This is a genomic window from Flammeovirga sp. AWQ4_249 (assembly GCF_056161045.1).
The window spans coordinates 87,426-113,074 of sequence record NZ_JBSWYJ010000005.1 but is presented as its reverse complement, the minus strand read 5'-3'; the positions used below and the strand labels follow the sequence as shown (position 1 = coordinate 113,074).

Here is a 25,649-nt window from a genome sequence, read left to right as displayed (position 1 = left end):
ATTATTTATTCTAATTAATATTGTTGCTTTTCATGATTTATTTGCACAATGTGCAATGTGTAGAGCAACAGTAGGGAATAATATAAGTGATGGCGCAAGTGCTATCGGTGCCGGTCTTAATAATGGGATCTTATATTTAATGTCGATGCCTTATATAATAATCGCATCAATTGTTTACCTATGGTATAGGAATACAAAGAAACAGAAAAATTTAGCTGTTTAATACATTTTATTTTCCATTAAAAAACTTCAATAAGTTCGTCTTATTGAAGTTTTTTTTTGTAGTATTGAATAAACAATTTTTTAATTATATGTCCAACAAGCATTTTTTTAATAATCTATTTAGTGTAAGAAATAAATTAATCACTGGTATTGCATTCATGTGTATTTCAGTGTTGATTTTTTTATTAAATATTGAGTTTTATAGTGATGAAAAATATGATTCATTTGTACAGAATAGGTTGATTGATTTATCAAGAAATGCAGATGATGTAATTTATGAAGTGAAGCAAACTTTGAAGGTAGAAAATGAGGAAACAATCCATTTTAAATCTTTACTTTCAATTGGAAATGAACCAACATATATATTTAAAAAAGGAGAACTTGTTTATTGGTCAGATAATAATTTAAAATTACAATATATTGAAGATAAGCTATTTAATTATTTTGTTGAAGATGTAATTAAAAAAAGAGATTCTTATTTCTATGTTAGAAAATCAAATATTCTATTATATAATCAGGATTATGAGATTTTTGTAATTGTACCTTTAGTGATTAATTCAAATTATGAATCAGTAATCTTATCAGATTATGTAAATCAATCAATTTTTGGATCAAAAAAACACCCTAAGCTCGCTAAGTTTAAAGTCAATAAAGATTATAGAGATATAAAAACAAGATTGGATAAATATCTATTTTCAATTGATATCTCTACCAAAACGATTGTTGAATTTATTCCTTGGACTTACTTTTTAGTAACATCTATAATCGCAGTTTTCTTTCTTTTATCATCACTGAGTACTTTTATTACAAAACGAATTAAAGAAGGTAATTCTGTATTTGTAATGTTATCCGTATTCTTAATTGGAGTAGTCACATTGCATCAGATTGTATTAGATGTATTTAATAATCCAATGATTCGTGATGAGTATAAAATCTTAGAACCTATAAGTACCTCATTTCTTGCTTCATGGGATTCAATGGGTGTTATTCTTTTAGATTTTATATTTTGCTTGTTGATATTTAGATGGATATCTAAAAACTTTAGCCGACTATTTTCAATAAAATCAATTTTACTTTTAAATACTAAAATCAAAATAATTATAAGCATATTCATGATAATAGGATTCTTCTTTATCATGAATAGCTTTAAAAATGTATTTGTAAATATCTTAGAAGTAACACTCAATTATGAATTAGAATTAAGTTTATTCGAGATGAATACTTTAACACTCATCTCGCAGTTAGTGACACTTTTAGGATTTTTGATGATGGGTTTAATCGCTCACTTTTTCATGAGATTAATTTGTTGGTGGTTAGATTTTTATAGTAAATCAACCGCTTTATTAATTTCCATATTAGGTGTATTTACATTACAATTTTTTATACATCCTTTTGATCTAATAGTCATCAATATAGTGTCTATTTTTATTGGGGTGTCGTTAATGATTCAATCTCCTAATTATTTTTCTGGAGGAAAATTTCCGGCTATTATGTATTTAATTTCACATATTGTCATCTTTTCCATTATCGGTGCAATTGTAGTAGAAAGGGTACAAACAAAAAAGGATGAAAACTTCAAACAACGCTTTGCTTTAAAACTTATTGATAATGACGATTTTGTAAAAACTCTTCTGGAGAAGACTATTGTTCAAGTAAAAGAGGATAATAGTGTCATAGATGCGATGGCTTTTTTAAATAAACCCAATGGGATAGAGGCCTCTAAAAATATTAAAACTGAGTTGATTGAATGGCTAGGGAATAGGTTTGAGATTAGAGTGAATATGATCTATGACAATGGAGTCAATATTAGTAACGAAACACCTGCAAAGCAAATCATTACAGAATTTAGTGATGGATCTACTTCTCCAGTAAAAATAGGCCTAAATACAAAAATGGACCTTCAAAAGGGTACGTATAATTATCTTTGTAATATCCCAATTGTAGATCGTTTTGAGTATACTGATACTTTAGGATATTGCTTAATAGAATTATATCAAAAGTCGATCGGTGGAAAATATTTCAGATCTACTTTATTGGATGAAGATTATATTGTTGGAAATTCTCAGGAAGATTATTCTTATGCTATTTTCTTTAAAGATGAATTAATATTTAGTTCAGGTGATTATGACTATACAAATGACTTCTTGAAAAATTCATATAAAGAAGGTGAAATTGATTTACTTTCTAACATTGAATTTAATGGTTATGAGCACCTTTTGTTATCTAATGATAATAATCGAATTGTAGTTATTTCTTCTAAGGAGTTTACGTTTTTAAATTATTTCAAGGCTTTTTCTACTTATTTTACAATTTTGGTTTTTATAGTATTTATTATTTTTAATGTTACAAATTACCTTAAAAACCCATCTGAATACACAAGAAGTTTTTCAACAAAAGTACAAATCTATCTAAATCTCTCAATCTTCTTTCCCATATTTTTATTGGCAATTGTGATGGGTTCTGTAATGGTGACAACAACAAGAGTAGAAGTAGAAAGACAGTATCTTGAAAAAGCTCAAATTGTTGCCACCAATTTATTCCAAAATTATGATTTGAAACAAGGTCAATCAGAGACTGATAAAAAGAACCTAGATACTTTTATTGAAGAACTGTCTAACATTATGCAGGCAGATATTCGTTTTTATGATAAAGAGGGAAAATTAGAAACAGCTTCTGATAATGAAATTTTTAATGAAAATATTCTTTCGGATGAAATAAATCCCTTAGCGTATGTTGGCATTGTTGAGGATAAAAAGACTAGAATGGTTTTAAAAGAACAAATTGGTACTTTAGAATACAATACATCATACATTGGGGTAAAAGCATTTAATACAGGACAAGTGATGGGTATTGTAAGTATCCCATTTTTTAAATCATTGACAAGGTTGGATAACAGATCAATAGAAGTTATTACAACTATTATGATGATTTTTACAATCTTATTCTTGACCCTTTTACCGATTGTTCATTATGCTGCTCAAGGGTTATTATCTCCAATTAAACTTATTATACCAGAGTTAAATAGAATCACTTTAAGTAAGAAAAATGAACCCATTCAATATAATGCTCATGATGAATTTGGTCAACTTGTAGGTGAGTATAATAAGATGCTTGGTAAACTGGAAGAATCCAAGAAAGAATTAGAACAAAGTCAAAGAGAAAGTGCTTGGAGAGATGTAGCCAAACAAGTGGCACATGAGATAAAAAATCCATTGACTCCAATGAAATTATACTTGCAACAGTTAGAAAGGGTAGCGCAGACAAATAGTAACCCTAAGTTATTAAAAGCAACTAAGATGCTTATCAATCAGGTAGATACGTTGAGTGGAATTGTAACGTCATTTTCTTCTTTTGCTACAATGCCAGTGCCTAAGCGAGAAGTGTTTAATTTATCGAAAGTAATTCAACAAACAATTTTGTTACATTCAAGTAAATCTGACATTCAATTTTCAAATACAGATCATGGTTATGATGTGAATGTTGAAGGAGATGAAAAACTAACGGCAAGAATATTAAGTAATCTGATTTTAAATGGAATTCAAGCTGTTTCTACTGATAGAGAACCAAAAATAATTATTGACTTGTATGAAAATGGGGAAAAAGCCATCATTACTGTAATAGATAATGGAAAAGGTGTTCCTGAAGAAGTTCAGAATAAGATTTTTGTTCCTAATTTCACAACAAAAGAAACTGGTTCAGGAATTGGATTAGCTGTAGCAAAAAGAGGAATTGAACAAATGGGAGGTAGCATTTGGTTCGAAACTAAAGAAGGGGAAGGAACGTCTTTCTTTGTTGAATTTTTAATGGTCTAATTAAAAACTGACACTAATACCAGGACCAATCATCCAGAAAAAGGTATCTGCTTTTAGAAAATAACCAAATCCTATATAGAGTGGAAGAGACAATTTTCGACCTGGTTTTTGCAATGGGTGTACACTACCTAACGCAACAATACCTAAGTCTCTGTCTACATCTTCATTGTCACTCAAATTAAAGGCGTTTAAGGCAATAGAACCTACACCTATACGATATGGGCGTACTTTACCAATTGTCCCAGGCTTAAAAAATTTGAATTGTGCAATTGCTGAAATACTAATACCGCTGATTCCTGAAGAAATATCATCCTCATTAGACTTTTTTACAAGTAAACCAGCAGGGAATGATAATTCAACATCAAATTGAGATTTCCTTGCAGCATAAATTTCTATCTTTTTACTATAACCTTGTTCACTATACTTATCTTTTTGATGCGTAATATAGATCTCAAGTTTAGTCCAATCTGCAAATCGATGTGTTTTAATTCCTAAATATTTGTTCAACGTAATCAATGGGTCAGAACAATTATTTTTTTGATAATTATGGTATCTAGGAGAGGAACTTCCTGGACAAATGACAATATTTTCATCTTTTGCAATTTCAATTAATTGACCTGCAGGACCTATCACCCTCACATCAAGCGTAATATATTGTTTACCATATAATAGTCCATCATCAATCCAATCAGGATTAAATCGTAGAATAACATCCGTCATTGCCTTGTAATAGAAAATAGGCTTCTCTATTTCTGAAACAACTTTCGGAGAGTCTCCATAGTCTAAGGTAACAAAATCAAAATTTCTAGGTGTTTGTTTTTCTTTTACAGATAATGAATAACCTGTAAATTCATCACCATTAAAGATTTTAAGTTGTTTACGATTGATGTTAATAGGAATAGAAATCTGCATCGTTTGCATATCCTTTGTAATATTTACTGAGTCAATACTTAAATTCCTTAACCCATCAAACATGAACCTTGCATGCTGCATCTCTTTACCTTCAATCTTTATTGCTACAGTTTCACCTGGGTACACATCTAAACTATTTGACCAGTTTTTACCAGTGTGTAAGACCTGTACATTAGTAATCGTTGTCTTAGAAATGATATTGAAATTGGTAATGAAAACAGGTGTGTCTCCATCTTTAATATATAAATATCCATCTTGGAAATTATGGAAATCATATACTCTTAAGGCACACATTGTTCTGTTGTTACTAAGATTGTTTTTTGTATAAAGTTCAGCAACAAGTTTTCCTCCTTTTTCCTCTTGAGCTTCAATTCGATAGGTTTTATTCAATAAGAGTTTTCTATTTTGTTGGATTTGAATCTCAAGTCCGTCTTGTTTATGTTCCTCTTCATCATAAATGACTTCACTTTTATCTGTTGAAAGATACGTTAATCGTGGTTCTTTTACAGTGAATCTAAGATTTAAAGGAAGTGTCTCATATTGAGGTTGACCAAATAGAAAATTTGGTGCATAAGTTTCAAAGGCAATTTCAGTTGAAAAAGTTGTAATAGACTTTGGTAGAATACCCAAGAAAATTCTATTCTCTCTTTTAGAAACTCTCCAAGACATGTATTCTTGCTCATGCCATATATTATCTACTCTAATATTTTGGGGATGATTCGTTAAAATTTCATATTCCTTTTCTTCACCGATATATAATTCTCTTACTTCATTTCCTTTTTTATCAACTAACTCAATTTCAGTATTTGTGAATGGCATAAGTTGTTGTTCATAAGGAAGTTCTTTTCCATCAGCTGTCCATAAAGCAATAATTATTGAAGGCCTTAAAGTTGTCGTTGCTTTATTAAATTGGACTCTAAATTTATAGACGTTATCGTCAATAGGAAGTGGATAATCAATAACTTTTATTTCAGAAGTTGGAATAAGTTTTAGATCAACAATATTATCGTTGTTTTTTAGATAAACACGAACCTCAAAAACTTGGTCAATAGTATTAAAATGAAAAGGTAAAGTCTTCTCTGTTCTTCTTTTTTTATTTAAAAAAATGCCATGTGAACTCAAAGAAGTAATAGTAGTATCACTAATGATTTCGATATCTTTTAAATAAGAAGATACCTTTTGAGCATGCGAATTATGGCCAAAAAATAGAACAAATAGATAGAATAAAAGTAAATAAGTCTTTTGTGAGTTATTCATGCTTAATATTAATAAGCTTCAAATTTAAGAGATTGAAACATTAAATTCTAATATACAAAAAAGATTAACGGAGTATTTTAATAATTATGTAGAATGAAAAAATTAGATTAAATTTATTTAAATAATATAATAACTAACAACTATTCATCCCATATGGTAAAATCTTCAATTGATGAAATTAGAGAACGATTTGACAATGATGTTGAACGTTTTTCCAATATTGATACAGGTCAGGTATCTACTATAGATGCTCCTTTGAGTCTAGAATTAATAACTTCTGCTGCAAGATCGATTCGTCCAAAAGCTACAGAACTTCTTGATATTGGATGTGGAGCAGGAAACTTTACTATAAAGATGCTCAGTAAAATTCAGGATTTAAATTGTACTTTATCTGACTTGAGTGAACCTATGTTATCAAAAGCAGAAGAAAGAGTACGTCCTTTAACACTTGGTAATGTACAAACAATTAAGGGTGATATTAGAAATATCGAATTACCAGATAATCATTATGATATTATTTTGGCGGGAGCTGTATTACATCATTTAAGAGATGACTCAGATTGGGAAACAACTTTTAAAAAACTATTTTCTAAACTAAAAAATGGAGGTTGTTTGATGATTTCAGATCTTGTAACAGAAGAAAATAAGACTGTAAAAGAAATGATTTGGGAAAAATATGCAGATTATTTAATTGGTGTAGGTGGAAAAGAATATCAAGAAAATGTTTTTGCTTATATCGAAAAAGAAGACTCACCAAGATCTATACCTTATCAGTTAGAATTAATGAAGAAAGTTGGTTTCCAGCAAGTTGAAATCCTTCATAAAAACTTATGTTTTGGGGCTTTTTGTGGAATAAAATAGTAACATAGAATCAGAAGTCATTTTCATCAATTGATTCTTATCAGTTAAATAAAATAATCTAGTAATCAATTGATATTAGTGTTCAGATATAAATTATTTTTAGAAAAAGATAATAAACTAAACAATTGAAATGATAACAATTCATACATTAGACTTAAATTTTTTAGGGAATTCTGAAGCAATTGCTTCTTATTTAATTGAAACGAGTGAAGGACCCATTATTATCGAAACAGGTCCATATTCAACGTTTCATGTTATGGAATTACAATTGAAAAAACATGGCTACGTTCCTAGTGATATTAAACATGTTTTTATCACACATATACATTTAGATCATGCAGGAGCTGCTTGGAAATTTGCAGAATATGGAGCAATGATTTATCTTCACCCTTTCGGGGAGAGGCATATGGCTGATCCAAGTAAATTAATGGCTTCCGCAAAAATGATCTACAAGGAAGATATGGATCGTTTATGGGGAGATATGAAGTCTATTCCAACTAAACTTTTACATTCTACTGAACACGAAGAAGTAATAAAGATTGGTGATATTGAAGTGAAAGCTTGGCATACACCAGGGCATGCTAATCACCATATCGCTTGGCAAATCCAAGATAATCTATTTACAGGAGACGTGGCTGGAGTGAAAATTGAAAATGGTCCTGTAGTGGCACCATGTCCACCTCCAGATATTAATTTAGAGAAATGGCAAACTTCAATCGACCTAATTCGAAAAATATCTCCAACTAAATTATACTTAACTCACTTTGGAGTCGTTAATGATATAGAAAGTCAACTTATTGCACTTGAAAAAGATCTTTATCTAACTGCTGATTTAATAAAAAGTTACCTGGAAAAAGAATTATCCCAACCAGAAATGGAAGAACTTTTTATCAAACATGTTGATAAATCATTAAGGGCATTAAATTTGACAGAAACAATGTTGAAACAATACGATGCTGCTAACCCTCCATTCATGAGTGTAGCAGGTTTGATTCGATATTGGCAGAAGAAAAAATTGAACTAGAAACTTTTTTATTAGGATAAACATATAATGGAGATAATTTCGGGTCTTATTATTATTTTTTTAGCATGTATTGTTATTTGGAGAGCATGCGATGGTTTTGAAGATGCTTCTGGCTATTTAGGACGAAATTTGAAGGGAGGTGTAAAAGGTGCTACTATTGATGCAATAGGAAGTTCAATGCCAGAATTATTTACTACTTTTTTCTTCTTGGTACTTACTGGCGATGCAGCAGGCTTTGCTAGTGGTATTGGTACTACATCTGGTAGTGCAGTTTTTAATATTATGATTATTCCTGCTGCAGTTATTATTAGTGTAATTGTAGTAAATAGGAAAGTAGACTTTATTAATGTTAATCCTAAAGTGATTTTAAGAGATGGTATAGCTTTAATGTTGGCTATTCTTTGTTTAATCATTTTTGTCTCTGAAAAAACATTAGAATGGTATCACGGAGCCTTTCTTATGTCTTTATATTTGGTTTATGTGCTCTCATTATTCTTTATTAAAATGGATTCAGAAGGTGATGAACATGAAGATTATGAATATGAGGCAGGAGAAGGTGGAAGACTTCAAGCTCTTTTTAAGCTAGATTTATCTCACGCGATTCTAGGAAATAATGAAATGAACTCAACGAGAGCATGGATACTTTTAATTTTATCTACTTCAATAGTTGGTGCTTCATGTCATTTCTTAGTAACAGGATGTGAGCTTTTAGGTGAGGGATTAAATTGGAATACTTATGTTGTTGCATTAATATTTGCAGCTGCAGCTACTTCAGTTCCTGATACAATTATTTCTGTAAAGAGTGCAAATAATGGTGCTTATAATGATGCGATTTCGAATGCATTAGGTAGTAACATCTTCGATATCTGTTTTGCCTTAGGTATGCCTCTAACGATTTATACATTAGTTTATGACAAATCTATTGTAATGAGTGGAGGAGCCGATGAAATGAATTTTGTTGGCCAATTTAGAGTATTATTATTAGTCATGACTTTCTTAGCTACAATGATTTTTTATATTGGAGCGAAGAGAAAAAGACTTGGAGCAAAGAGTGGATATCTTTTAATGCTTTTATATGTCAGTTTCATTGTATATACATTAGGTTATACATATGATGCTGATTTTATAAAGGGTTTAAGTGAATGGTTAATTTCAGTAAATGATGTTTTAGTGAATTTGAGTCCATTCCATCAATAAGATTATAAAAAATTAATATATTTAAGGTCAGTTCCTCTTTAGGGCTGACCTTTTGTGTTTTTTAGAGAAAAGTCAACAATGAATCAAAATAGATTAGATCAATTATTTAATTTCTACAAAGAAGACCCTAATGACCCTTTTATCATTTATGGAATAGCAACGGAATATGCTTCAGTAGAGAATTGGGAAGAAGCCTTGAAATATTACACTATTTTGTTAAATGACCATGAAAAGTATACGGGTACTTACTATCATGCAGCATATGCTTTTGCAGAAAATGGTCAAGCAGAAAAAGCTGAAGAAACATATAAGAAAGGTTTAATAATCTGTCAGCAAGAAAAAGATTTTCATGCTTTTAAAGAACTGCAATCTGCATATACTAATTTTCAACTAGAAGATGACGATGAGTGGTAAAAATATTTTTTCACTAGCACAATTAAATAAAAGTATCAACAATTTAATTGTAGGTATTAATCGTTCTTTTTGGATAAAAGCTGAAATTGCCCAATTACAGATTAATGGAGGACATGCTTATTTAGAGTTAATCGAAAAAAAAGAGGATGTAATTATTGCTAAAAATAGAGCAACAATTTGGGCTTCTGAACTACAGATTTTTCAACATCGTTTAAAAAGTATTTTTTCTGATGTAATAAAAGTAGGAATCAACATTTTAGTAGAAGTCTCTATCCAATATCACCCTGTCTATGGTTTGTCTCTACAAATTGAAGATCTAGATGAAAGTTATAGTATTGGAGAATTTGAAAAAATCAGAAAAGAGAATATTGAAAAATTGAAAAATAATGGTGCTTTTGATCTTCAAAGTAAACTTCAATTGTCACTTGTCCCTCAAAAGATTGCAGTAATATCGTCAAAAAAAGCTGCAGGGTTTGAGGACTTTTTAGATCAATTAACTTCTAATGCACAAAGCTTTAAATTTAATGTAACTTTATTTTCAACTACCGTACAAGGAGAGAAAGCAAAAGCGAATTTGGTTAAAGCTATAGATCAGATTGATGAAAATGAATTTGACTGTATAGTAATAATTAGAGGTGGAGGAGCAAAATCTGATCTATTTGTATTTGATGATTATGACTTTTCATTAAAATTAGCACAAAAGAAATGCCCTGTTTTAACAGGTATTGGACATGAACGTGATGAGACCATTACAGATTTAGTTGCCTATTCTAAATTTAAAACACCAACAGCAGTAGCAAATTTCCTAATTGATCAATTGAATTATTTTAATGAAGATATTATCGATTTATTTGATAATATTAGAGATGATATTTACAGTGCTGTTAGAAATTATAAAAATGAATTAAGGTATTTTACTATAAAGACATTACCAACTTTCTCTAAAAAAGTAGAAGCAGAAAAATATAAATTGGATCGTCGCTTTTTCAAAATTGAGAACACCATAGTATCTAAGATTAAAAATGAAAAAAATAAGCTTAAACAATTAGATTTATCTGTAAAAAGAGTTTCCATGAAATCAAATCATAATCAAATCGATTATTTATGGAAATCCATTAAGAATTCTGTTAAGAACATCCAGAAAAAGGAAGAATTAAAAATTTCACTTTTTGAATCGAAAATTGTCACAAAAGACCCAGAAGAATTACTCTTAAAAGGATTTTCTATGACCTTAAAAGAAGGGAAACTAGTTGATCCAAATACATTAAATTCTGGAGATAGAATCCAAACCTATACTAAATCTGCAATTATTGAAAGTGTAGTTGATAAAGTTGAGGAAAAATTATAAAAATCCTTTTAACACGATTAACTTGCAATACAAAATTTTATCAAATGTCAGAAGAGAAAGAGAATATCACTTACGAATCAGCTTTAATGGAATTAGAAGCTATTCAAGAAAAGTTGAATGGTGAAGATTTACCAATAGATCAACTTTCTGTTTTAGCTAAAAGAGCAAAATTTTTAGTGAACTGGTGTAAAGGAAAACTCCATGATATTGATCAAGAGTTATCTGAAATCTTTATAGAAGAGCAATAATTTTAATGAAAGAAACATCAAATATACCTTATTTCATCTCTAAACGGCTTAGTCAGCATCGAAATAACTCTTTTACTAAGTTAATTTCTAAAATTGCTATTGGTAGCGTGGCTTTAGGAGTAGGTGCATTGATTTTGGCTTTTTCAATTTTTTATGGATTTAAAGAAGGTATTGAAGAAAAATTATTTCTTCATGTAGGACATTTAAATGTCGAAAAATTCACAATGAATAGGAGTAAGGAAGAACCTCCTGTGAACGTAAATAAATCTGTCCTTTATAATAAAAAAGATAGTTTACCTGGAGTGAAGAACGTATATACTTACGCACATAAATGGGGACTCTTAAAATCAAATGATGAAGTATCTGGTATCCTAATTAAGGGGCTATCAAAAGAATTCGATGTAAAGAGATGGGATTCTCAAATGGAGGAAGGAAAATTTCCTGAATTTGAAGTTAAACCTAGAGGAGCTAAAGAACTTGTAGTAAGCAAGGCTTTAGCCAATAAAATGCATCTAAAAGTAGGAGATGAGATTATTATTTATTTCATCCAACAACCTCCAAAAGCACGAAAAATGAAAGTCTCAGGTATTTATAATACTGGTTTAGAAGATTTTGATGAATTAGTAGCCTACGGAGATATTAATTTAGTACGTAGACTTAACAATTGGGGAGATTCTCTAGTTGGAGGTATGGAATTGATGCTTCAGAACTTTGATACAGTAGAACAAACAGCTGAATATTTAGATGATAATTATGTTGATGTACATCTGATAAGTAGAAGTGTAAAAGATAAATATGCTCATTTCTTTGATTGGTTTCAGATGTTATATAATAATGTTTGGATCTTTTTAATTGTAATAACTAGTGTAGCAATTTTCAATGTTATTTCAATCATGTTGATACTGATTATGGAGAGGACTTCAATGATTGGTACGTTTAAAGCACTTGGAGCTACTAATAATTTATTACAAAAAATATTTATCTATGATGGAATTAGAATGGCAGGAAAAGGGATGATTATCGGTAATGTAATTGCTATTGGATTTGGAGTAATTCAAAATTACTTTCAACTTATTCCTTTAGAAGCTTCGACCTATTATCTTGACTATGTGCCATTTAGTTTTCATTGGGATACAATATTTATTATTAATATTACTATAATTTTATTGACATCTTTAAGTCTTTTAATTCCTACTTCAATAGTATTAGGTATTTCACCAATTAAGTCTATAAAATTTAATTGATACATTATGTTTTTTTAAAGATCTATTTTTTTCAAAGAATAGAAATTTACTATAACTTTGTAGAGCAGATGATTATGAGGTAAAACTACCTCGAAATGCAACTCAATCATTTGCTACTAAAACCACTTTCGCCCGAGAGTGGTTTTTTTGCAGAAAAAAAGCTTGTATTTCTAAATTGAAATACAAGCTTTTTATTTATTAACTCTGCTTAAGATCAATAAAGTTGAGGGTAATTTGTTGGATCAACCTCAGACATAATTTCATAAGCAGCTTCAAATATATCCTCTGTATTTGGCTTAGAGAAATAATCTCCATCAGAAGCATAAGCAGGTCTATGTGCCATAGCTGAAATACAAACAGGGTTTGAATCTAAAAACTCGTAAGCTTTTTGTCCATCGATTACTTGTTGCATCATATATCCTGTGCCACCTCCTGGCATATCCTCATCAGCAAAAATAACACGATTTGTTTTCTTAATAGACTCTTTGATCATGCCAGTAGTATCGAAAGGAAGTAAACTTTGAACGTCGATAACTTCTACCTCAATGCCTAGTTTCGAAAGTTGTTCAGAAGCTTCCATTACTATTCTACACATTGAACCATAAGTGACAATGGTAAGATCTTGACCTTCTCTGATTACCTCTGGAATACCTAATGGAGTACATACCTCAGCAATATTTTCAGGCATTTTCTCTTTTAATCTATACCCATTCAAGCATTCTACGATTAAAGCAGGCTCATCAGATTTTAACATTGTATTGTAAAAGCCAGCTGCTCTTGTCATATTTCTTGGAACCAAAATATTGACACCTCTCATACTATGAATTAAAGCGGCCATAGGAGAACCAGAGTGCCATATTCCTTCAAGTCGGTGACCACGTGTACGAATAATTAAAGGAGCTTTTTGTCCACCTTTCGTTCTGTATTGTAAACAAGCTAAATCATCAGTCAAACCAGTGATTGCATAATAGATATAATCAAGGTATTGAATTTCGACAATTGGTCTTAGACCTCTTAAAGCAGCTCCTATACCTTGCCCTAAAATTGTAGTTTCACGAATACCTGTATCCGTAATTCTAATTTCACCGTATTTTTCTTGCAAACCGGCAAATGCTTGGTTAACATCACCAATTTTTCCTACATCTTCGCCTATAGCAAAAACATTAGGATTTGTTTCGAAAATTTTATCAAAACACGCTTGCATAATTTCACGGCCATCGACCATTGGAGAGTCAGCATTATATATTGGCTGAACTTCTTCCACATTAGGTGCAGCGAATTGAGATTCACTATAAAGGTGACTACTATATCTTTCATAGTTTTCACGTCTTTCTTTCTTTACCCATTCTTGCATATCTGTTTTGATAGGCAAGTTTGTATTTCTTAGTTCACGTAATGCTTTACGAACAATAGAAATAGCATCTTTTCGGATAGGATTGATTGTTTTTTTCAATTCCTTCGCAAGACGTAAAATTTCATTATTCTGAGGTAATGAACTTGTTGCTCTATTCATTAAGTCCATCGCTTCGTCATATTCTTTAGTCATACTAGACTTAAAGCTATCCCAAGCTGCTTTACGTTCCTTTTTTACTTTCTCTAAAGCTTCTTTTTCAAGAATCTCAATTTCACCTTCAGTAATAAAGTTATTTTCGATTGCCCATTCTTTCATCTTCTTAATGCAATCGTACTCTTGTTCCCACTTTAAACGGTCTTCCGATTTATATCTCTCGTGAGAACCGGAAGTAGAGTGACCTTGTGGTTGAGTAACATTTACAACATGAATCAAAGAAGGTACATGTTCTTTTCTCGCAATCTCAACAGCAGTTTTATAGGCTTGAACCAAAGCAGGGTAGTCCCATCCATCTACTGTGAATATTTCATAACCATTTGTTCCTTTTTTTCTTTGGAAACCTTTTAATGCCTCACTAACACTATTCTTGGTCATTTGGTATTCATTTGGAACTGAAATACCATAACCATCATCCCAAACAGCACAAACCATTGGTACTTGTAAAACACCTGCAGCATTGATTGACTCGAAGAAAGCACCCTCTGCACATGAAGCATTACCAATACTACCAAAAGTTACCTCGTTTCCATTTTTTGTGAATTTCTTAGCAAATTCATCATTTAATAATTCAGGATTATTTCTATATAATTTTGATGCATATGCCAAACCAACCATCCTTGGCATTTGTCCAGATGTTGTAGAAACATCTGCACTAGAATTTTTTTGATTGATTAAATCTTTCCAAGTACCATCATCATTGATACTTCTAGTAGAAAAATGAGAGTTCATACAGCGTCCAGCACTTGATGGTTCTGCTTTGACATCTGTATGTGCGTACAGTTGAGCGTAGAATTCTTGAATTGTTAGTTGGTTGATGGCAAACATAAATGTTTGATCTCTATAATAGCCAGAACGAAAATCGCCTTCTTGAAAGAATTTTGCCATTGCCAATTGAGCGACTTCTTTGCCATCACCGAAAATACCAAATTTGGCTTTTCCCATGAAAACTTCTTTTCGACCAATTAAACTTGCATGTCTACTTTCAATTGCTATCCTAAGATCATTTACTACTTCTTCTTTTGAAAAAGTATAATTTGATATTTGCTTCTTTGTCATCTTTTTTACCGGACGATATTTAGTTTCGTCTATTTTGATTCGATGCAAAAATAAGGAAAAAAGTGATGATTTAAACCTAAAATTCCTAAAGTGTAAAAAATACGTGAATTTTTTTTAAAAAAATGGTCAAATAACCTATTTCAACTCGTTCTTTTTTAATGAGTTAGTGAAATTTTCATATTTAACAAGTATAAATACTTACATCTAAATGAAGATAAAAGTCATCTTTTTCTATTTTTAATAAAACAATATTTTGAATAGAATATAAAAAAGCCATTAAAAACGAAGAATGTTTTTAATGGCTTTAAATATGATATTGACACGAATATTAGTTATCACCTAATAGTTCAATGTATCTAATATGTCTATCCATGATATTAGCAACATAATGAACAGGCTCTTTTCCACGTGCATATCCAAACTTTACAACCTCATCTTGATAGTATGTTTTATTACTTTTTAGAAGTAAATACTTTTCAACATTATCATTCCAAACTTGAGGATCATGATTGTATTTAGCGGCTAATTTTTGAGCATCTCTCACATGACCTTGACCTGTATTATAAGAAGCTAAAACGAATTTAATTCTCTCATTTGGATCTTCAATTTCTTTCCAATAATCATCTAGCCATTTTAAATATTTCGTCCCCGCTCTTATATTTTGTCGAGGATCTCTAGGATTATTCGCCCCATATGATTTTGCTGTAGCTGGCATTAATTGCATTAAACCAACAGCGCCAACCCATGATTTTGCATGTGGATCAAATTTGGACTCTTGATACACTAGAGAAGCAAGTAATAACCAATCCCAATCTAACGTCTGTGCTTGTTCTTTTATTAAATCATCATATTTTGATAAATAACCTCTATGATCTATACTATTAAAATACTTACTGTCAAAACGTTTAGATTGTGCTCTAGTATTTTTAAAATACTTATTATATATCACATAGAAATCAGTAGTATTTTTCATACTATCCAACCAATGACTTACTTTGTTTAATAATTTAGGAGATTGTTTACGTGTAGCCCAAGCAATTCTTTGGGGAAAACTAATCGGTGTTTCTATATCAATATCAGGGTAGTAGGTATTGTTTAACTTTGCGATATGTTCATCTGCCACAGTTAATGCAACAGTACGATCTGAAACTCTATGGATTAGTTCTTCAGTCCCAATATTTTTATCAACAATTTGAATATCTATGTCTTCACCGATCTCATTTTCGAGGTTTTTAAGGCGAAGATGATAGGGGGTATTTTCTCTAACGGAGACTTTCTTACCAGCCAGATCAATTACGTTTCGAATTAATTGTTGATCAGTTTTGTGTTTTGGAATGCTCCTCCAATTATCTGGTTTTCTTTGTACTAATACTTGTCTGATCTGAGCTAAAGGAGTTGTAAAACTAACTTTCTCTTGTCTATCCTTAGTAATTGCTAAGCCATATGCAATAATATCACCTTCACCTTTTAGTAAAGCTACTGCAAGACTATCAATATTTGTATATACTTTTACATGCAATTCTAGGCCTAAATCCTCTGCTAATTTCTGCAATAATTCATATTCGTAACCCATTGTTTGGCCTTTGTATAAGAAATAAGAAGTAGAACTGTAAGCTGTAAGTGCAACTAATTTACCATTACGTTTGATATCTTCTAGGTCTTTGTTACTATATGTCTCTTCAATAACTTCAGTCTCAATGATTTCTTGTTCAGTAGTAGTTCCTTGCTCGCTGCTTTTTTGAGCAGAACATGAAAACAAGCACACAATGAGTAATATTAAGTAGTGTAGATTATGTTTGATATGATTCATAAATCATTTGCTAGTTTATAAAAATTCAACTGTAAATATAGAAGAATAAAGGAAATAAATAGGAAGGTTTTACAATTTCTTAATCAATCTGGAAACCTATCACTAATACATCATCTGTCTGTTCTTCACTTTTTTTCCACGTGGCAAATGTATTTTCTATTCTATTATGTTGAATATCCATATTCATTAAATGATTTTCAAATAATGTATTTTTAAGTTTTTTTGGCATAAATTTCTTTAATTTTTCTCCTCCAAATTGATCTTGAAATCCATCACTATACATATAAAATCGCATTTCAGGAGTATATGGAAATTCATGTTTTGTAAATGGAATTGGCACCTGATCAGGATGAAACATACCAATAGGTTGACGATCTCCTTTAATACAATTCAACTCTTTTTGATCTACATAAATCAATGGATTTTTAGCTCCAGAAAATGAACAAATCTTCTCTTTCGTATCAAATACTGTCAAAGCCAAATCCATCCCATCTTTATTGCTAGTAGTATCTTGTTTTAATTTTTTTCTGATATTTTGATCTAGTTGATTTAAAATTTCTGCAGAATCAAAAATCTGTCTATTTATTACAATATTGGTTAAAGCTTCACTTCCTAATAAAGACATAAATGCACCAGGTACACCATGCCCAGTACAATCAACTGCTGCAATGACTGTATACCTTTCATTTTGATAAAACCAGTAAAAATCACCACTGACAATATCTCTGGGTTTAAAAAATATAAAACCATCTTTTACTATTTCAGTAAATCGATGAATTGAAGGTAAAAAACAACGTTGGATTTGTTTAGCATAATTGATACTTTCTAATATTGAATGATTCATCGATTCGATCTGTACATTCTTTTTCTTTTCTAATTCAACATAGGCATCTTCCAGTTTTTTATTACTGTCTTTCAACATGTCATTCATAACCGAGATCTCTTCAGAATTTTGTCTTACTTCTTCTTCAGCAGATATCAATTGACCATTTGTTTCGACCAGCTCATGCATTGTTCTTAATTGCTGATCGACAAAAAACTTTGATAAGAAAAAGAGCATGGATGAAATCATTGAAAAGTTCACCATCAATAACAAGTTGAATACTTGAAAACTTTTAAGGTTGTCTGGAGTTATGTGTTCAATATCATGATCAACAAGAATGACAATTCCCATCAGAAAAACAAAAATACATAACCAATAATAAAGTGATTTACCTCGATAAAATGCAAGTGTTGATGTGAGGGCAAATAAAGACCAAATCATAACAACTCCTGTTGATCTAGTACCCCCTAAAATGATTTGAAAAATGAAAGGAAGAAGAATAGAAAAGAATGTTTGAAGTGCTTTACAAGATCTTTTAAAGTTTTTTGTAGCCCATAAATATATATTGATGGTACTAAAGAAAACATAGCCAATAGGAATAATGCTAGCGTAAGTAAGATCAAAATATATCGATAAACCACCCCAAGTAGCTCCTCCAAATGTCATTAAAATTGAAAATAGGAGAAAGTTTCTATCAGATTCCTTTTGAGTGACTTCTTTGAATGTTAAAAGTGTTTTTTTTCTGATAGATTGTATATAAGGGTAATTTATTAAAGATATATTTAGTTTAAAGGGCATCTGTGCATTTTAATCTCTATATACCAAAAGGTTCCAATTTTAGTAAACAACTCTTGATAGATAGATATGTTCTATAAATGATGTTGTACATTTACATTTACTAGTGTAGACATCATATTATCATAACAGATTTTTTTACTACACTATTCTATAATTTCGTGTTTTTTTTCCTTAAAAGGTATCATTTATTAATATGTCACAAGAAAAATCTTTGAATACTCCATTAGTTGTGATTTCAGGTCCAACAGCAAGTGGGAAAACAAGTTTAGCAACAAATTTAGCGGCAAAGATTAATGGTGAAATAATCAGTGCAGATTCCAGACAAGTCTATAAACGAATGGATATTGGTACGGGTAAAGATTTAAATGAATATGTAATTGATGGAAAGAAAATACCCTATCATATGATTGATATTTGTGAACCTGGAGAAACGTTTAATGTATATCAGTTTCAGAAGGAATATACAAAAGCAATTGATGAAATTACCCAAAAGAAGCATGTTCCAATTTTGAGTGGAGGTACTGGATTGTATATTGAAGCTGTAACATTAGATGGTTATGAACATATATGGATTCCAAGAAATGAAGAATTAAGAGCTTCTCTTGAAGGAAAAACGGTAGAAGAGTTATCTTCCATTTATCATACTCTACTAACTGACCAAAAAAATCAAAGAGATATTGATCATAGAGAAAGATCTCTAATTAGAGCAATTGAAATACAAAATTTTATTCAAAGTAATAAATCATCAGAAGATCAACCGGTCGATATACCAAAAATGAAAACGTACAATTTTGTGATGTCTATCGATAAGGAAACGAGATGGAATAAGATTGAAAAAAGATTGGATGAAAGGTTCAAGGAAGGAATGATCGATGAGGTTCAAGAGCTATTGAAAGAAGTAGATACAGAGAAATTAAAAAGCTATGGCCTTGAATATAGACATATCACGGAGTATCTATTAAATGAAATTTCCTTCGATGACATGAAAGAAATTTTAAATGTATCTATTCGTAAGTTTTCGAAAAGACAAATGACTTGGTTTAGAAGAATGGAAAAGAAAACCCCTGTAGAATGGATCCCAGTAGAATGGGAGATGGAAAAAAAGATTGAGTTTGTGAGATCAAAGATTAATCTATAATAGATGCCTGCAACTACAGCTCATCCTATAGGAATAATACCATTTTTGAGATTTAAAAGATATTTCTCACCTTTAGCTTTAATAATTGGAAGTATTATTCCTGACTTTGAACATTTTTTGTTGTTACAGGAAAGTGACAAATTTGGACATACCATTTTCGGTATTTTTATATTTGATTTGCCATTAGGACTTTTTTTATATTTTTTATCTGTCTATATATTTTTCCCAGTTCTTCTTAAAATAACATCTATCAATACAAATTTCTCAATGAATGAATATTGGTATACTTTCCGTTCTATACTTTTATCATTATTGATTGGCATTATCATCCATATTGTTTTCGACAGTTTTACAAGTGAAAAAAGTGTATTAATGGATTATTTAAATTTTTTACATATCCCAATTAATGTGTTTGGATTGTATACAAAAAGCTTAAATAAAGTGATATGGCAAGTTATTTCATTATTTGGAACCATAGTTTGCAGTGTTCGATTAATACAATTTTTAAGCTTGATTTCTTTCAAGGTAAACTTTAAAAACTTAATTACATTTTTACTTGAGGTTTGGGCCTATTTTGTATTCATCTTCTTTTTTAGAATTTTCTATATGGAAATGCCAACTGTGATATGGATTTGGGGAATATCCATCGTTGGTTGTTTATTTTATGCATTCCTAATTACATCAGTTCGGTGGTATTTTTTTAATAATTAAACTAATTTTTGCTTACACTTTAAAGCCGTATTTTTTACAGATTTTCTATTATCATTTGAAAGACGATCTAAGTGAGGTATTAGCCAATCCTTTAAATGACCTTCTTTTTTGGCCCATTTCGTTAAAGTATTCATCGTCTGATTTAATACAATCCAATCTTTATGATATTCGAGATTATTTTTCATTATGATTAGTGCATCTTTATGTTGTAATGTGGTTAAATCTTTTTCAAGTAAATCAAATAATTGAGATAATGTCCATTGTGTAGAGGCTTGTTTTATTTTTGAAATTTCAAATAAAAAACGATCAATGTATGGAAAAAGAAGTTGTTTCTTTTCTTTAGCAATTCGTTTCATTGCATTGGACACTCTTAATCTTACAACTTCATCATTACTAAAATAACAGTTGAATAACTCATCAAATTTTGAAGGAGAGTCTAAAACTTCTTCTACTATTTCAACTGTATTCCCAAGTGAGTTAGGATGACCACCTTTTAACCTTGTTTCAAATTTATTCATAAAAAAACTTATCAATACAAATTTTACTTGCATTGATAAGTTACTTAATTATCAATTTTTATCTCTTGATAAGATCAAAAAATGTTACGAAGGAATTGAAAAATTATTTCACCATTAATCTTTTATGGACTTTCTGTTGGCCATAAACGATAGATACGATATATAACCCAGCATCATAATTATTAATTTGAAGACCGTCTTTAATAATGTTTTTATCAGACGAACTAAATACTAATTGACCATTAGTACTATGAATCTCTAATTGGAAAGATTGGTTGATATTGGTATCTAAAACTTCTAAATTAAAGCGATCATAATTCCCAAGGACATTTGGATATAACTTAATATTTTGTGCTAAGCTTTGATTTTGATTCGCTAGTAAAGGTCCAAAGATTTCATAACTTCCATCAAAATCTACCTGAACAAGTCTGAAATATGTATTTTGTTTCAATGTACCACAATTGAAATTGTATTTAATTGTAGTGTTTGAATTACCTGCAGCGTCTACTTTACCAATAGCATTCCAAGTAAGATTGTCAACTGAGGATTCAATGGTAAAATGAGAGGCATTTTGTTCAGATGTAGTATTCCATTCTAGGATAAAATTATCATTATCAAAGTTACCAGTAAAAGAAACTAACTCAACGGGTAAATCTGTACCTGTAAAACTTGACATATCTATGTTACCTTTATTATATGTTCCACTTACATCAAAGGTTCCATTACCAGTAAAACTTATTCCACCACCTTCACTTGCCTGATAGGTATAATTAAAAGTACCTGGTAAACTAGTAGTATTTAAATCACCGGTAACATCTAATGTACCATTTAACACAATATCAAATCGATTACTCCAATAAACATCACCAACTATATTGAGTGTAGCACCACTAGAAATTTCTAATCTGATATTGGAAAAAAAGATGGAATTACCAGTAATTGTATGAGTGCCTGAGGTGACTGATATGGTTCTTTGTATATTGGCATCATCATCAGAAACAAAAGCAAGTTTTTTACCTGTTCCATCTAAATCAGATGTTATTGATTCGTTTCCTGTAAATTTATTAACATTAGTTACTACACCAGTATATTCTATATCACTCACTGTAACTTGAGCATAAGTAGCATGAGAAATAAGAATTACTGCCAGTAAATTGACATAATACTTAATCATAATATTTTATTTTGTACCGTAACATTAATTAGTCAATCGGATAGACGTTGGTACAAATAGATTAATTCATATTACATCATGCATTCTTCAATAAATGCTATGAAAATCAATAATTATCACATATTATTTCTAATAATAACACCTTCCAAATAAAAAAGAGCTAGATAAATCTATGATCTATCTAGCTCTTTTTATAATGAATATTTTAAATTCTAATGTAAGCTACAACCACATTTAGGAACTGTAAATCCTTGTGAAGCTTCATGCCATGGGAAAGAAGCATTATAGCTTTCTTCTTCCCAATAGAATTTATGACGCTTTTCACCATTGACAGGATTCATTGTTGCAGCATCGTATAATTCACCGTTGATCATGACTTTATCGATAAACTCAGAGTTATGAATATCCTCTAATGGGTTTTTATCCAAGATGATTAAGTCCGCTAATTTCCCTTCTTCTAATGAACCAACATCACCATCTAATCCTAAGTAATGAGCACCATTATAGGTTGCTGAACGAATAGCTTCTAAAGGAGACATTCCACCTTGTGCTAACATCCAAAGTTCCCAGTGTGCACCAATACCTTGAATTTGACCATGTGCACCAAGATTCACTTTTACACCTTTATCAGATAACATTTTTGCTGATTCTGAAGTGGCAATGTGACCAATCTTATATTCACTTTCAGGAACCATTGTTCTATGTCTTGAACGGCTATCGATAATTGCTCTAGGAGTGAAGTTTAATAATCTTTCTTTTTCCCAAACATTTGTATGTTGGTACCAATAATATTCGCCGTTAATACCACCATAGTTAACAATCAAAGTAGGAGTGTAGCCCACTTCAGTTTTCGCCCAAAGATTTTGAACATCATTGAAAACAGGAGTGATTGGAATATTATGTTCTACACCTGTATGACCATCTAAAATCATTGTCATGTTATGGTAGAAAGTAGAACCACCTTCAGGAACCACCATGATTTCCTCTTCTTCAGCAGCTTTGATGACTTGTTGTCTTTGCTCACGTCTTGGTTGATTGTAAGACTTTACAGAGATAGCACCCCAAGCTTTTGTTCTTCTAATGGCAGAACGAGCATCTTCTAATGAATTGATATTGGCTTTGAAATCACCATCTGCTCCATATAATATAACACCTGTAGAGTAAATTCTTGGTCCAATCATAGCACCTGTTCTCACCATTTCCGATTGGTTGAAAACCATTTCAGAATTAGCAGAAGGGTCATGAGTAGTGGTTACACCATACGCAAGGTTGGCAAAATAAGGCCAGTTTTGTTGAGCACTCATTCCTAAACGGAAAGCACCTAAATGGGCGTGAGCATCCACAATACCCGGCATAATTGTTTTTCCTTGACAATCGATTACTTTAGCATCAGATGGTACTTTAACTTCAGTTCCAATGGCAACAATTCTATTTTCTTTAATAAGAATAGTCGCATTTTCTAAAACTTCATCTTTAGCATTTACAGTAATTACTCTTGCATTTGTTAAAGCATAAGTTGAAGTAGGCTTAGCACTTTCAAGTTCTAAATCAATTGAAATTCCTTCAGATTTAGGATTAACTGCTTCTTCTTTTCCTCCTTCTACAAATGAGAAGGTTTCTTGAAGTGAAGTAGAGAAATATTCATTTCCTAAAGACCAATGTAATTGCTGACTATCACCTGACCAATGGATGTTATACCCAGCATCTTTAGCTACCTGTGCTACAGGTATTGCTTTTGTTCCTGAAGATAAATCAATAGGTTTCCCTGCCATTGGCATAGGAATGATGTATACTTTAAATAGTTCTGTAAAAGCAATCCATTTATTATCTGGAGAAGGAACAAATTGATTGGTATATTTTGTAGTGAAATGTGTACGCTTATCTTGACCATTAAGATCTACACTTTTGAAAGCTTTCTTTAAGCTACCAAAGAAGAATCCACCCGTTTGATAGAAAATACGATCACCTTTAGCATTGAATTTAGGGAAGTCACCTTCTTCAATCACACGTTTTAAGGTTTTGACATCATTGATATTTACGGTATAAATACCTGTTTCCTTTGTATAAGCATATCCTTGTTGATTGTTGCCACTTTCTTTTATAAAAACAATTGTTTCATTGTCTTTAGAGAATTGAGGCTTACGGTACATTCCTTTTGGAAGCGAAAGAGTTGTCGGTGTAAATTTCTTTGCTGATAGATCAACAATATGGATCTGCCCTTTTAAGCTATCCGACCAAGTAACATACACCATTTTACTTCCATCAGGAGAGATGTTCGGTTCATATTCAAAAGCATCAGTTTGAGATGTTATACGAACAGGCTTTCCTTTTGGTAATTTCTTCTCATATAAATACCCTGCAGCATGGAAATAGATTTTCTTTCCATCTGTAGAAGTAATGACATTTCTTAATGCTTTCGCTGTAAAAGTATCAGGAGCTACTTCATGTTTGAAACGCAATGAAGCCGTGAACTCTTGATGAATGTTTGCCTTAAAAGGAATGATTTCTCCTTTACCAGTAGCTACATCTACTTTCCAAATTTGACCACCTTTACCCCAAAGAACAATGTATTTATCATCAGGAGTCCAAGCGTATTTAGTAGAAGGGCCAAAGATTGCCCACGCTTCTTGTTGATCTTTTTCTAATTGATCAAACAAGGGACGTTGGCTGTTCATTTCAAAATCATGTAGGTATAAAACCGACTTATCACGTACTCTACGAATAAAAGAAAGTTTCTTTCCATCATGTGAAGGAACAGGACCAATTGCACCACCAGGACCACTGACTACAGTCTTAATTTCACCATTGATTCTATTATAAGATTTAATGACATAAATTTGACTGTTCGGATCTTTGTTGTATTGGAAGAAACCACCTGGGTATACGTCTTCAACATAATACATAAATTTACCATCCGAAGAAACAACAGGTTGATTGATATCTTGTTGCTCATTCTTACGAGGAACTAATTCTATACCTTCACCACCAGAAATGTGATACATCCATAATGCACCAGCACCTAATGAACGTGTGAAAGTATAGTGCTTACGTGCAATAATATACTGTCCATCTTCACTCCAAGTAGGGTTATTTGTCAAACGGAATTTCTCTTTTGTGACTTGTTTAGGATTATCAGCGTTGCTGTCCATTACCCAAATATTGTCACCACCACCCGCATCAGAAGTGAAAGCAATTTTTTTACCATCAGGAGAATACTTTGGTTGTGTTTCCCAAGCTAATCCACCACGAAGTAATTTTGCATCTCCACCTGTAATCGGCATCGTATAGATATCACCCAAAAGATCGAAAACAATAGTTTTACCATCAGGGCTGATATCAAGGTTCATCCAAGTGCCTTCTTCCGTTTCGAAGTCTACACTTTTGGTTTCTCTTTGAGGATTTGTGACATCCCATTTGTCCTCCTTTTTATCTTGAGCAAAAGTCGTCAAGGACAGGAGTAAAATTAAAAAATTAGTTGTTAGAAGTTTTCTCATTTATATAGAATTAATTGA

General features: G+C 31.1%; 18 protein-coding genes. 11 read left to right on the top strand and 7 right to left on the bottom strand.

Annotated features, from left to right (window positions below; all coding sequences use genetic code 11):
* Positions 1–55: 55 nt before the first annotated feature.
* Both ACXAHM_RS06335 and ACXAHM_RS06330 read left to right on the top strand, forming a co-directional pair.
* Positions 56–223: a hypothetical protein gene (locus ACXAHM_RS06335; RefSeq protein ID WP_474959572.1), complete on the top strand. Its 168-nt coding sequence runs from the start codon at positions 56–58 to the stop codon at positions 221–223.
* Positions 224–311: 88 nt separating this feature from the next.
* Positions 312–4,034: a sensor histidine kinase gene (locus ACXAHM_RS06330; protein ID WP_474959571.1), complete on the top strand. Its 3,723-nt coding sequence runs from the start codon at positions 312–314 to the stop codon at positions 4,032–4,034.
* On the opposite strand, the gene ACXAHM_RS06325 is transcribed toward ACXAHM_RS06330, so the two are convergent.
* Complete coding sequence (locus ACXAHM_RS06325) at positions 4,035–6,203, bottom strand: hypothetical protein (protein ID WP_474959570.1); 2,169 nt, start codon at positions 6,201–6,203, stop codon at positions 4,035–4,037.
* A gap of 153 nt (positions 6,204–6,356) precedes the next feature.
* On the opposite strand from ACXAHM_RS06325, the gene ACXAHM_RS06320 reads away from it, so the two are divergent.
* From ACXAHM_RS06320 to ACXAHM_RS06290, 7 genes are all read left to right on the top strand, one after another.
* On the top strand, positions 6,357–7,064 hold the full coding sequence (locus ACXAHM_RS06320; RefSeq protein ID WP_474959569.1) for a class I SAM-dependent methyltransferase: 708 nt from the start codon (positions 6,357–6,359) through the stop codon (positions 7,062–7,064).
* A gap of 130 nt (positions 7,065–7,194) precedes the next feature.
* The gene (locus ACXAHM_RS06315) at positions 7,195–8,088 is read left to right on the top strand and encodes an MBL fold metallo-hydrolase (protein WP_474959568.1); all 894 of its coding nucleotides are present in this window, start codon (positions 7,195–7,197) and stop codon (positions 8,086–8,088) included.
* Positions 8,089–8,115: 27 nt separating this feature from the next.
* The gene (locus ACXAHM_RS06310; RefSeq protein WP_474959567.1) at positions 8,116–9,285 is read left to right on the top strand and encodes a sodium:calcium antiporter; all 1,170 of its coding nucleotides are present in this window, start codon (positions 8,116–8,118) and stop codon (positions 9,283–9,285) included.
* A gap of 78 nt (positions 9,286–9,363) precedes the next feature.
* Positions 9,364–9,699: a tetratricopeptide repeat protein gene (locus ACXAHM_RS06305; RefSeq protein WP_474959566.1), complete on the top strand. Its 336-nt coding sequence runs from the start codon at positions 9,364–9,366 to the stop codon at positions 9,697–9,699.
* Positions 9,689–11,047, top strand: a complete 1,359-nt coding sequence (gene xseA / locus ACXAHM_RS06300) for an exodeoxyribonuclease VII large subunit (protein WP_474959565.1) — start codon at positions 9,689–9,691, stop codon at positions 11,045–11,047. The genes ACXAHM_RS06305 and xseA overlap by 11 nt, the downstream gene beginning before the upstream one ends.
* A gap of 44 nt (positions 11,048–11,091) precedes the next feature.
* Positions 11,092–11,295, top strand: a complete 204-nt coding sequence (xseB, locus tag ACXAHM_RS06295) for an exodeoxyribonuclease VII small subunit (protein ID WP_474959564.1) — start codon at positions 11,092–11,094, stop codon at positions 11,293–11,295.
* A 5-nt stretch (positions 11,296–11,300) separates the two neighbouring features.
* A complete protein-coding gene (locus ACXAHM_RS06290; RefSeq protein WP_474959563.1) occupies positions 11,301–12,539 on the top strand; it encodes an ABC transporter permease in 1,239 nt (412 codons plus the stop codon).
* A gap of 214 nt (positions 12,540–12,753) precedes the next feature.
* On the opposite strand, the gene ACXAHM_RS06285 is transcribed toward ACXAHM_RS06290, so the two are convergent.
* The 3 genes from ACXAHM_RS06285 to ACXAHM_RS06275 form a co-directional block, all read right to left on the bottom strand.
* On the bottom strand, positions 12,754–15,165 hold the full coding sequence (locus tag ACXAHM_RS06285) for an alpha-ketoacid dehydrogenase subunit alpha/beta (protein ID WP_474959562.1): 2,412 nt from the start codon (positions 15,163–15,165) through the stop codon (positions 12,754–12,756).
* 328 nt (positions 15,166–15,493) lie between these two features.
* The gene (locus ACXAHM_RS06280; RefSeq protein ID WP_474959561.1) at positions 15,494–16,975 is read right to left on the bottom strand and encodes an MltF family protein; all 1,482 of its coding nucleotides are present in this window, start codon (positions 16,973–16,975) and stop codon (positions 15,494–15,496) included.
* A gap of 79 nt (positions 16,976–17,054) precedes the next feature.
* Positions 17,055–18,596, bottom strand: coding sequence for a PP2C family protein-serine/threonine phosphatase (locus ACXAHM_RS06275; RefSeq protein ID WP_474959560.1), 1,542 nt, complete (start codon positions 18,594–18,596; stop codon positions 17,055–17,057).
* 193 nt (positions 18,597–18,789) lie between these two features.
* On the opposite strand from ACXAHM_RS06275, the gene miaA reads away from it, so the two are divergent.
* Together miaA and ACXAHM_RS06265 are read left to right on the top strand one after the other, a co-directional pair.
* On the top strand, positions 18,790–19,734 hold the full coding sequence (gene miaA, locus ACXAHM_RS06270; RefSeq protein ID WP_474959559.1) for a tRNA (adenosine(37)-N6)-dimethylallyltransferase MiaA: 945 nt from the start codon (positions 18,790–18,792) through the stop codon (positions 19,732–19,734).
* 3 nt (positions 19,735–19,737) lie between these two features.
* The gene (locus ACXAHM_RS06265; RefSeq protein ID WP_474959558.1) at positions 19,738–20,445 is read left to right on the top strand and encodes a DUF4184 family protein; all 708 of its coding nucleotides are present in this window, start codon (positions 19,738–19,740) and stop codon (positions 20,443–20,445) included.
* Here ACXAHM_RS06265 and ACXAHM_RS06260 read toward each other — a convergent pair.
* The 3 genes from ACXAHM_RS06260 to ACXAHM_RS06250 form a co-directional block, all read right to left on the bottom strand.
* Entirely contained in the window at positions 20,442–20,963 is a 522-nt protein-coding gene (locus ACXAHM_RS06260; protein ID WP_474959557.1) for a hypothetical protein, read from the bottom strand. The two genes, ACXAHM_RS06265 and ACXAHM_RS06260, sit on opposite strands and share 4 nt — an antisense overlap.
* 103 nt (positions 20,964–21,066) lie before the next feature.
* Positions 21,067–22,137, bottom strand: coding sequence for a T9SS type A sorting domain-containing protein (locus ACXAHM_RS06255; protein ID WP_474959556.1), 1,071 nt, complete (start codon positions 22,135–22,137; stop codon positions 21,067–21,069).
* Between the two features lie 212 nt (positions 22,138–22,349).
* Positions 22,350–25,631 (bottom strand): amidohydrolase family protein, encoded by a 3,282-nt coding sequence (locus ACXAHM_RS06250; protein WP_474959555.1) that lies wholly within the window; start codon positions 25,629–25,631, stop codon positions 22,350–22,352.
* Positions 25,632–25,649: the final 18 nt, after the last annotated feature.

Excerpts from the sequence above, each read along its gene's own strand:
- ACXAHM_RS06335 (WP_474959572.1), top strand. The coding sequence starts at position 56 with ATGTGTAGAGCAACAGTAGGGAATAATATAAGTGATGGCGCAAGTGCT.
- ACXAHM_RS06330 (WP_474959571.1), top strand. The coding sequence starts at position 312 with ATGTCCAACAAGCATTTTTTTAATAATCTATTTAGTGTAAGAAATAAA.
- ACXAHM_RS06325 (WP_474959570.1), bottom strand. The coding sequence starts at position 6,203 with ATGAATAACTCACAAAAGACTTATTTACTTTTATTCTATCTATTTGTT.
- ACXAHM_RS06320 (WP_474959569.1), top strand. The coding sequence starts at position 6,357 with ATGGTAAAATCTTCAATTGATGAAATTAGAGAACGATTTGACAATGAT.
- ACXAHM_RS06315 (WP_474959568.1), top strand. The coding sequence starts at position 7,195 with ATGATAACAATTCATACATTAGACTTAAATTTTTTAGGGAATTCTGAA.
- ACXAHM_RS06310 (WP_474959567.1), top strand. The coding sequence starts at position 8,116 with ATGGAGATAATTTCGGGTCTTATTATTATTTTTTTAGCATGTATTGTT.
- ACXAHM_RS06305 (WP_474959566.1), top strand. The coding sequence starts at position 9,364 with ATGAATCAAAATAGATTAGATCAATTATTTAATTTCTACAAAGAAGAC.
- xseA (WP_474959565.1), top strand. The coding sequence starts at position 9,689 with ATGAGTGGTAAAAATATTTTTTCACTAGCACAATTAAATAAAAGTATC.
- xseB (WP_474959564.1), top strand. The coding sequence starts at position 11,092 with ATGTCAGAAGAGAAAGAGAATATCACTTACGAATCAGCTTTAATGGAA.
- ACXAHM_RS06290 (WP_474959563.1), top strand. The coding sequence starts at position 11,301 with ATGAAAGAAACATCAAATATACCTTATTTCATCTCTAAACGGCTTAGT.
- ACXAHM_RS06285 (WP_474959562.1), bottom strand. The coding sequence starts at position 15,165 with ATGACAAAGAAGCAAATATCAAATTATACTTTTTCAAAAGAAGAAGTA.
- ACXAHM_RS06280 (WP_474959561.1), bottom strand. The coding sequence starts at position 16,975 with ATGAATCATATCAAACATAATCTACACTACTTAATATTACTCATTGTG.
- ACXAHM_RS06275 (WP_474959560.1), bottom strand. The coding sequence starts at position 18,596 with ATGCCCTTTAAACTAAATATATCTTTAATAAATTACCCTTATATACAA.
- miaA (WP_474959559.1), top strand. The coding sequence starts at position 18,790 with ATGTCACAAGAAAAATCTTTGAATACTCCATTAGTTGTGATTTCAGGT.
- ACXAHM_RS06265 (WP_474959558.1), top strand. The coding sequence starts at position 19,738 with ATGCCTGCAACTACAGCTCATCCTATAGGAATAATACCATTTTTGAGA.
- ACXAHM_RS06260 (WP_474959557.1), bottom strand. The coding sequence starts at position 20,963 with ATGAATAAATTTGAAACAAGGTTAAAAGGTGGTCATCCTAACTCACTT.
- ACXAHM_RS06255 (WP_474959556.1), bottom strand. The coding sequence starts at position 22,137 with ATGATTAAGTATTATGTCAATTTACTGGCAGTAATTCTTATTTCTCAT.
- ACXAHM_RS06250 (WP_474959555.1), bottom strand. The coding sequence starts at position 25,631 with ATGAGAAAACTTCTAACAACTAATTTTTTAATTTTACTCCTGTCCTTG.